Source organism: Paenibacillus sp. Y568 (assembly GCF_059445545.1).
In genome coordinates this window covers 1-1,892 of sequence record NZ_JCAIUM010000045.1, presented here as the reverse complement: position 1 = coordinate 1,892, position 1,892 = coordinate 1, and the positions used below count along the sequence as shown (strand labels likewise).

Genomic DNA, 1,892 nt, shown 5'->3' with positions numbered 1-1,892 from the left:
TGACGGGATGGTTTCAGGATACATGGTTCCGTCATTCCCATCCTCGGTTGTAAAGTTAGATTTCATTTCATGAAATCTCTGTTTTTTCGCGCTGTAAAGCGCTTATACAGAACTTGTCATACTATCCCGTTAGCGTAACGAACAAGTATGTCATCCTAGTTAAGCCCATCTTCTGAATAAGATAATGACCGTACCGAATAGTGCTAGGAATACACTTATATCCACGTTTGAAACGATTTATTGACCATCTTTACATTATTCATTTTTGCCCAACTCTTTAAATCCGTGATACCTCTATCCTCATCCTTTGAATACCTAAATGCCATATCTGCTGGGACGATTTTCCTCCTGTAAGGTAATATCCCGATAACAGGTTTAAAGTACCCTCTGATCATAATCACTTTAATATCCCTCGAATTAATTATATTCCCATTTAATATGATTTGCTCACTGGATAGGCTTAACTCGGTTGGTTTCTTGAAAAATATTCTGTACAATGCAAGTAACAGTACAACTAAACATAGAAGAACCGCTGTTAACGAAACGTAGAATACATCTCTGTTATCCCCTGATCTCAATACAAGAATAGATTGACTCAATATAAGAGCAATCATGCCTATGATGCTTCCAATACTTGATGGACTCTTAACTGGATGCGTTATTTTCCTCAACATTGCCCCCCCTGTTCAAATCCCGTATCTTAGAATACCACATATTGGAACTATCCTGCCCGTTAGTGCAATAAGCTCAAACTGCTAGAAATATAATAGAGTAATAAGAAAGCTAGCATGATAATAATAGCTACTTTTGATAATTGTTTTAGTTTTTTATTTTCAAATGTCTTATTTAGTAAATAAAAGAAACCTAAAACCCATAACCCGTCTTTAAAAAAGGCAGCAAACGTAGTTGTAATCATATTTACATTAAAAAATAAACTATTGATAAATGTTCCTCCTCTTATATTTAGAAGTGTAATCACAAATTAGTTTCATATGTTAAACGTAATGAGTATAAAAAGGTTACAAGTATAGGTTCCACTATCCTGCCCGTTAGTTCAGCGACTGGTATCAATGAACACATTAAATCCAGTGTCATCGATGACATCTTGTACTATCTCATTTGGTTGCTTTAGAGTAGTGTCATAAAAAAATTGTTTGTTTGATGGTGAAGTTTCCATTTTATTCAGTAAAAACAAAGAGCGTTCTAATGAATCGATATCCCCTCTGATATTTAGGCGTTCTATTAACTTATCTTTATCTGCTCGTAATATTATATATCTTGATTCTACATTCAAATCCGATACTTGTTTACAAAACCAATCAAGCTCATCTTCTACTACAAAATCAATAACTACATTTAAGTCATTAAGAATAAAATTCCTTGTTAAAGCAAGGATGTTTTTCCATGTTAAATTCAATCGTTCTTCCCATGAAGGTTGTGATTCTCCCTTAAACATATTAAGTAAATCATCACCTTCAATGAGTACACATTGCTTAATATTTCTTGCAAGTTCTTTTGATATCGTTGATTTCCCAACTCCTAGCGGACCCGAAATGAGATAAATTAGTTTGTCTTGCATATCAAGCACCTTCCCAAGAAAATTATTTCTTCTTGGTAAATATTATAGCAAATATCTTCAATATAATTGTACTTTTGTGTATCGGCATCGGTGTTGTCCGAACAGTATTGTTATTGCGTTAACCTGCCCGTTACTTCAATGAAAACAGCAGGCTACCGTAGCGCCTGCTCATTAATGTGTATCATTCAACTAAAGGTAGCAATAGGTAAGCCTTTGATGCGATCTCCAGCTTTTCCCCTGCTCCACACGGAGCGTGCTAGTTTCCCAGCACTCCGCGTTCCCTCTAACAGAATGTACTAGATCATAAGTTCCT

General features: G+C 35.2%; 2 protein-coding genes. Both read right to left on the bottom strand.

The window, feature by feature from the left end; all coding sequences use genetic code 11:
• Positions 1-215: 215 nt before the first annotated feature.
• Entirely contained in the window at positions 216-674 is a 459-nt protein-coding gene (locus AC1D7X_RS25655; protein ID WP_495476422.1) for a hypothetical protein, read from the bottom strand.
• Between the two features lie 380 nt (positions 675-1,054).
• The gene (locus AC1D7X_RS25650; RefSeq protein WP_495454692.1) at positions 1,055-1,579 is read right to left on the bottom strand and encodes a P-loop nucleotide/nucleoside kinase family protein; all 525 of its coding nucleotides are present in this window, start codon (positions 1,577-1,579) and stop codon (positions 1,055-1,057) included.
• Positions 1,580-1,892 lie beyond the last annotated feature (313 nt).